The 7,272-nt window shown below is 65.8% G+C and carries 6 protein-coding genes and 1 pseudogene; all 7 read right to left on the bottom strand.

The features are described 5' to 3' along the window. A pseudogene (locus HZZ16_RS22895) lies at positions 1-246 on the bottom strand (OmpA family protein); the annotation flags it as partial. A gap of 185 nt (positions 247-431) precedes the next feature. Next, positions 432-674: a hypothetical protein gene (locus HZZ16_RS37290; protein WP_246510312.1), complete on the bottom strand. Its 243-nt coding sequence runs from the start codon at positions 672-674 to the stop codon at positions 432-434. An 84-nt stretch (positions 675-758) separates the two neighbouring features. After that, positions 759-1,145 carry a VOC family protein gene (locus HZZ16_RS22890; protein WP_197951953.1) on the bottom strand — a complete coding sequence of 129 codons (387 nt, stop codon included), beginning with the start codon at positions 1,143-1,145 and terminating at the stop codon, positions 759-761. 24 nt (positions 1,146-1,169) lie between these two features. Continuing rightward, on the bottom strand, positions 1,170-1,994 hold the full coding sequence (locus tag HZZ16_RS22885) for an FkbM family methyltransferase (RefSeq protein WP_197951951.1): 825 nt from the start codon (positions 1,992-1,994) through the stop codon (positions 1,170-1,172). Positions 1,995-2,122: 128 nt separating this feature from the next. After that, entirely contained in the window at positions 2,123-4,078 is a 1,956-nt protein-coding gene (locus HZZ16_RS22880; RefSeq protein ID WP_197951949.1) for an ABC transporter ATP-binding protein/permease, read from the bottom strand. Positions 4,079-4,130: 52 nt separating this feature from the next. Then, a complete protein-coding gene (locus HZZ16_RS22875) occupies positions 4,131-6,284 on the bottom strand; it encodes a hybrid sensor histidine kinase/response regulator family protein (RefSeq protein ID WP_197951946.1) in 2,154 nt (717 codons plus the stop codon). 185 nt (positions 6,285-6,469) lie between these two features. Further along, a complete protein-coding gene (locus HZZ16_RS22870; protein ID WP_197951944.1) occupies positions 6,470-7,252 on the bottom strand; it encodes a succinate dehydrogenase iron-sulfur subunit in 783 nt (260 codons plus the stop codon). Positions 7,253-7,272: the final 20 nt, after the last annotated feature.

The raw sequence follows: 7,272 nt of genomic DNA, 5'->3' as shown, positions 1-7,272 counted from the left end.
AGCTGCAGGCGGATGGGGCGGTGCAGCCGCGGGCGGCGGCGCGGCGGGGCGCGCGGGAGCTGCAGGCGGCGCGGCTGCCGGTGGTCCCTTCGGCGGCTGCTTCGGTTTTCCGTCAGGGCCCGTGTCCTGCGGCTGGGCCTGCGCGACGACGAACGGCGCGGCGTCTTGTGCATGCGATGCGGTGTTGGCCAATTGCATCGCGGTCAGAGCCGTCGTCGCAAGCAGCACGAAACGAAGGTTGGTCATGATGGTGAACTTCCCCGGAAGGTTCTTTGTCGAAGTGTCGTGATGAACGGCTACGCGTTAGGCCGCATTGTGGCGGGCGATGCAACCGCGGCCCGATTTATTTCTGCACGCAAATCATCTCACTATGGCAACGTTCATTGCGCATTCAGACGCTGGTGGCAATCGCCTTACATTGCTTCGCCCGTTCACGTGTGATCCCGCGGCGGAATTGCATCCGTCGCCGGATTGGGCGTGAGCGGCCCGTTCGGTCCGCGTCGTGGAATCTCTTCGGGCATATGGCCGGGCAGTTCATCCGGCCGCGGTGTCTCGCCGGGCTCGTGCATTGGCGGCGTGATATCGGGTTGCGGATTGCCTGGCGGGATTCCAGGAGGCGGTTCGGTCGGAGTCCCCGGGGTTGCCGGCGGAATCTCAGGCGGCTCGATCGGCATCGGCACCTTCGTGATCGATTATCCAGAAGACGATAACGATGATGCCGTGCCGATGTTCCCTTTACGCGTGGCGTGAAACGCGCCTTATTCGGGTGCGTGGCAGACCGCTTCGATATTGTGGCCATCAGGGTCGAGCACGAAGGCGCCGTAATAGTTCGCATGATAATGCGGGCGGATGCCGGGCGGGCCGTTGTCGCGGCCGCCGGCCGCCATCGCCGTCTTGTAGAACGCATCGACTGTGGCGCGATCCTTGGCGCGGATGGCGACATGCACCGGCTTGTTCATCGCGCCTTCGCCGCCGATCCAGAAGTCGGGCTTGCCCTCGGCACCGAAGCCTGCGGCGGCAGCGTGACCGGTCTGCTCGGCCGTGACTTCCATGATCAGGCTGTAGCCGAGCGGCGCCAGTGCCTTCGTATAGAACGCCTTGGCGCGCTCATAGTCGGAGACGGAGAAACCCAGATGATCGATCATCGCAACCTCCCTTGTTCATCCGTGTCAGCGGGACAGAAACGTATTGCTTCGTGTCTTGCGTGCGATCGTAAAGCCGCGCCCGACCATGTCGGCAATACAATCCTGCTGCCATTCGTTTTGTGACAGATGCTCGATCACGACAGCACGCGGCCATTGCGATTGTGGCGCGTCGCGGAAGAAGCCGATCAGCACGCGGTCCTCAAAGCCTTCGACGTCGATCTTGAGCGAATCGACCTGGCCGACGCCGGCCTCCTGCAGAATGCGCACCAGGCGCCGCGACGGCACCTTGATGGCCTCGGCACTGGCCGTGCCGGTGACCACGTGGGTGGCGCCGAGGTTGCCGCCGCCGCTCTCGATCATCAGCTCGCCGTCGCTGTCGCCCGCGGCGGCCTGCACCAGGCGTACCTGCGGCGCCTTCGACGCGGCGTGGTTGAAAGAGAGCCGCCCAAACGTCAGCGGATGCGGCTCGATCGCCACCACTTTTCCGGATGGCCCGACCTGCCGCGCCATCACCAGTGCAAAGGTGCCCACATTGGCACCGACATCGACGAACGTGCCGCCCGCAGGCGTGTGCTGGCGCAGGAAGTCGAGCTCGTCGAGATTATAGTCGGGATTGAACAGCGCGCCGCGCTCGGTCGCACTGCCCTGGTGATGGAGGCGGAACGAGGCGCCCTGATATTGCACGTCGACAGGGCCGCTGCGCAGCAGGTTGACCAGCCGCGACATCCACGGCCGGAATGCGCCGCGCTTCAGTCCCGACGCTTGCGCGAGGCGGATGATCGCGGCCTGCGCCGCATTGGGCGCGAACGCGCCGAACGGCGCGGACGAAGGAGCATTGTCGGACGTCAAGCAGCAGATCCTCGTTGCAGCGGCGCATGCATAGCCGGTTTTATTCGGGACTCCAACGCTCGATCACAGGTGTCGTCCCGGATCTGCGCGCGCTTGGGGCGCGCTTGTCCGGGACGACGGAGAGAGCCTCACGCCGCCTTCTTCGGCGCCTTGCGCTGCCTCAAGAACCGCCCGAGCAGCTTGCGCCTGCCCTTGCGCGGAATCAGGTCGACATCGCTGACGAGCTTGGCGCCGCCCTTGCGCCGCTCCAGCACGATCTTGCGGCTGTGGAAAGCCTCCAGCTCGGCGCGATGCGCGACGCTGACGATGGTCGCCTTCGGCAGCTCCTCGGTGATGATCTTCATCATCTTGTCCTGGCTCTTCTCGTCGAGCGCCGAGGTCGCTTCATCGAGGACGATGATATCGGGGCTGTGCAGCAGCAGCCGCGCGAAGGCGAGGCGCTGCTTCTCGCCGCCCGACAGCGTCTGGTCCCACGGGCCCTCCTCCTCGATCTTCTCCTTGAGATGGTCGAGGCCGACCTTGTGCAGGACTTCCCCGATCTCCTCGATGGTCCAATCCTCTGCGGCCCCGGGATAGGTGACGGCGCGGCGCAGCGATCCGGTGGGCACGTAGGGACGCTGCGGCAGCATAAACAGCCGCCGGTCGGGATGGAAATTGACGCTACCCTCGCCCCATGGCCATAGCCCGGCAATGGCGCGCACCAGCGTGCTCTTGCCGGTGCCGGATTCGCCGGCGACCAGCAGCCGCTCGCCCGGTTCGATCACCACCGCTGTCTCGCCGACCACTGCGGTGCCATCATCGAGCGTGACGGAGAGGTCGCGCAGCTCCAGTATCGCCTCGTTGTGCGTCTCGCCGAGCTTGATGCGGCCGATGCCGTCGCCCTGCTCGGCGCGTTCGAGGCCGTCGAGCGACATCATCAGCGAGGCGATCCGGCGCGCACAGGCGTTCCAGTCGGCCAGCCGCGGATAATTGTCGACCAACCAGCCGAACGCGCTCTGCACGATGGTGAAGGCGGAGGCCGCCTGCATCAGCTGCCCCAGCGTCATGCTGCCGTCGAGGAATTTTGGCGCGCAAAGCAGGAGCGGCACGACCGGTGCGACAAGGCTCGATCCTTGCGACACCAGCGTGGTGCGCATGTGCTGGCCGGCGAGTCGCGCCCATTGCCGCAGCACGCGGGTAAAATTGCGATCGATGCCGTCGCGCTCCTCCTGCTCGCCGCCGAGCAGGGCGATGCTCTCGCCGTTCTCGCGCACGCGTGTCAGCGTGTAGCGGAACTCGGCCTCGGCCTGGTTCTTGTCCTCGGAGACCTGTACGAAGCGCCGGCCGATCGTCATGATCGAGCCCGAAGCGATCGCGGCGTAGAGCATCGCGGCGATCACGAGGAAGCCGGGAATGGTCACCGACGAGCCGCCGAACGTCACGGTGAGAGCGCCGCCGATGGTCCAGAGCACGACGATGAAGGTCACGGCCGACAGCAGTGCGGACGTCACGCCGGCGAGGAAATCGACCGGCGCGTCAGTCGCAATGCGCAGATCCTCCGCGATTCGGTATTCCGGATTCTTGTGGTCGCCGCCCACGAGATTGAGCTGGTAATAGCGACCGTTCTTGAGCCACCGCGTCAGCACGCTCGCGGTCAGCCAGGCCCGCCAGTGCCGCTGGATGCCCATGCGCGCGAACACCTGGGCGACGCCGAGCACGATGCTGCCGATCGCGAGCGGGAAGAACATCGCGGTGAGATGGAGGACGCTCGTCGCGTCGCGCTGCTCGATCGCGTCGAAGATTGCGCGATTCCAGACATTGATGCCGTATTGGAAGCCGACGGTCAGCACGATCAGCAGGCCGAGACCGATCGAGAACGGCCAGGCGAGGCGGTCGCCGTTGCGGCCCCAGAAGCCGCGGGCGCTGATCCAGAATCGCGTCAGCAGATAATCCTTGCGGACCTGCTCGGCTTCCTCGGGTGACAGTTCGGGGTCGGGTTCGACCAGCTCGGGCGGCGGCGGTGTCACTTCATCGCCGTTCTCGCCTTGGATATCGATGATGGGCGGCTTCTTGCCCTGTTCGCGCGTCGCAGCCGGCTTGTACATGGGCGGACAACGCGAAGGGAACTCGGCCGGTTCCTGCGAGGTTCCGCCGGCCCTATTCGGCGGCCCCGTCCCTCACGCGTCGGATCCGCGCCGCCCGATGCAGAATGCGCGACAATTCCTCGATCGAATAGGGCTTTTGGACCAGATCGCAGCCGCCGGCACCCTCCTGCGACAGCACCTGGCTATAGCCGGTGGTCAGCACGACCGGCACGCTGATGCCGCGCTCGCGGATCGCCTGCGCCAGATCGAGCCCGGTCATCCCGGGCATTACCACGTCCGAGAACACAACGTCGAAGCGGTCGGCGTCGACGACGAGCTCGGCGAGCGCGTCGGTTGCGTTGTCGACCAGAGTGATGCTGTAGCCGAGCTGGGTAAGGCCATCGGCGGCGAAATTGGCCAGCTCGATATTGTCCTCGACAATCAGCACCGACATGCCGCTGCCGGCCACCGCCGGCGCCGTGTTGGGGGCTTGGCGCTGGGGAAGCAGGTCGGGCGGCACGCGCGGCAGATAGAGCGAGAAGGTGCTGCCGTGCCCCACCTCGCTCGCCACGGTCACTTCGCCGCCGGACTGTCGGGCGAAGCCGAACACCTGGGACAGCCCGAGGCCGGTGCCGTGGCCGACCGGCTTGGTGGTGAAGAACGGCTCGAAGATGCGACCGAGCCGGGCGGCGGGAATGCCGACGCCGGTATCGCTGACGGTTACGCGGACGAAGCCGTGGTCTGCCATGCCCGGGCTGGCCGAAAGCTGCACCAGCGCATCCGGAACGGTCGTCGTGGCCTCGACCCTGAAAACGACTCGTCCTTGGCCCCGCATGGCATCGCGCGCATTGGTCGCCATGTTGATCAACGCCGTCTCGAACTGGCTGGCATCGGCATTGACGAGGCACGGCTCCGCCGGCAGCTGCATGACGATCTCGATCGCGGGGCCCAGCAGCGTGGCGAGCATGTCGTGCAGCGACTGCAGCCGCGCGCCGACGTCGAACACCTCCGGCTTGAGGGTCTGGCGCCTCGCAAAGGCGAGCAGCTGCGAGGTCAGCTTGGCCGCACGCGCCACCGAATCGGCAATGGCGGTGATGTAGCGCTGTCGCCGCTCCTCCGTCAGCTGCGGACGGTTCAAGAGATCGACCGAAGCGCGGATCACCGTCAGGAGGTTGTTGAAGTCGTGCGCCACGCCGCCGGTGAGCTGGCCGAGCGCTTCCAGGCGCTGGCTGTGCTTGAGCGCCTCCTCGGCCTCGCGCCGCCTTGCAGCTTCGGCCTGAAGGTGCTGGGTGCGCCGCAGCGCGAGCGCCAGCAACAGGAACAGCAGCGCGGTGGCGGGAATGCCGAACACCAGATGCTGGCCGATGGTGGCGAGCCAGCGTGCGCGGATCGCAGAAGTCTCCAGCCCGGCGCTGACATAGATCGGATATTCGGCGACGCGCCGGTAGGCGATGCGCCGCTCGATCCCGTCCGAAGGCCAGGCGACCGTGATGAGGCCGTGCTCGGGCCGGGTCGCGATCTTCTGTCCCACCGGTCCGGTCGGATCGAGCCGAAGCTCGTGGTCGAGCCGGGGGAAATGCGCGAGCATTGCGCCGTCGGTGCGTCCCATCGCGAAGAAGCTGCCGGGATCGGTGCCGATCCTGGCATAGAAGCTTTCGAAATATTCCGGCAGCACGGAGGCCTGGATCACGCCGATGAAGCGACCGTCGTCGGACTCGCGGCGGCGGCTGACCCCAAAGAAGCGGGCGCCCTGATAGGGCGGCCGCGGCGTCAGGGCCGTGCCGATGAACGTGCCGATGCTCTGGTCGACATGGGCATAGAAGTAGTCGCGATCGGCAAAGCTCAGGTCGGGCGGCGGAGAGACGAGGCTGTTGACCAGCGCCTTTCCGTTCGCATCGAAGATCCAGGCCGATTTGAGCTGCGGCAGCGAATCGCTCAGCCGCTTCAGCCGGCGATGCAGCGTCGGCTCCCGCTCGCGGATGATGCCGTCGGGCAGGCCGCGCACGACCTCGTTGAGCTCGGCGAGGCTGCGGTCGATGGTCTCGAATACCTTGAGCGCGTGCTCATGCGCGACGTCGACCGTGCGCTCGATCTCGCGGTCGGCGGTATCGTTGGTCGATGTGTAGGAGATCGCGGCGGCGACGGCGAACAGCCCAATCGGGAGCGCCAGGGATGCCGCCATCATCCACTGCAACAGCCTCAGCGAGTTGCGTTGCGCCCTCTGCACAGTCGCTCCGTCCCTGACGGGAGCTTAACTGAATCCCGCGTGAGGAAGGAAGCAACTTGTGCTGGAACCGCTGGTTGCGAGCCGAAAAGTTGCGCGCCGAGCGGGTCAGAGGAGATTCTGCTCGAATTGACGGCAAATGCAGGACATCCCGCCCGGTTTGGCCGGGGCGGAAGGGTGACTTCGCCTCAGATCTGGCGCTCGACCATCTTGAGCTTGAGTTCGGCGATGGCTTCGGCCGGGTTGAGGCCCTTCGGGCAGGCCTTGGCGCAGTTCATGATGGTGTGGCAGCGATAGAGCCGGAACGGGTCCTCGAGATTGTCGAGCCGCTCGCCGGTCGCCTCATCCCGGGAATCCGAGACCCAGCGGTTGGCCTGGAGCAGCGCGGCGGGGCCGAGATAGCGCTCGCTGTTCCACCAATAGCTTGGGCAGGAGGTCGAGCAGCAGGCGCAGAGGATGCACTCGTAGAGGCCGTCGAGCTTCTCGCGGTCCTCGTGGCTCTGGCGCCACTCCTTCTGCGGCGTCGGCGAGGTCGTCTTCAGCCAGGGCTCGACCGAGGCGTATTGCGCGTAGAAATTGGTAAGGTCAGGGACGAGGTCCTTCACCACCGGCTGGTGCGGCAGCGGGTTGATCTTCACCGCGCCGTCCTTCACGTCGTGCATCGACTTGGTGCAGGCCAGCGTGTTCTGGCCGTCGATGTTCATGGCGCAGGAGCCGCAGACGCCTTCGCGGCAGGAACGGCGGAAGGTTAGCGAGGGGTCGATGTGGTTCTTGATCCAGATCAGGCCGTCCAGCACCATAGGACCGCAATCATTGGTGTCGACGTAATAGGTGTCGACGCTCGGATTCTTGCCGTCGTCCGGATTCCAGCGATAGACCTTGAACTCGCGAACCTCTGTCGCGCCCGCGGGCTTCGGCCAGGTCTTGCCGCCGGTGATCTTGGAGTTCTTCGGAAGTGCGAATTCAACCATAAGTCCTGCCTCAGGTTTCG

It is taken from the genome of Bradyrhizobium glycinis, assembly GCF_016031655.1.
Taxonomy (GTDB): domain Bacteria; phylum Pseudomonadota; class Alphaproteobacteria; order Rhizobiales; family Xanthobacteraceae; genus Bradyrhizobium; species Bradyrhizobium glycinis.
This window is presented reverse-complemented; position numbering and strand designations above follow the sequence as displayed.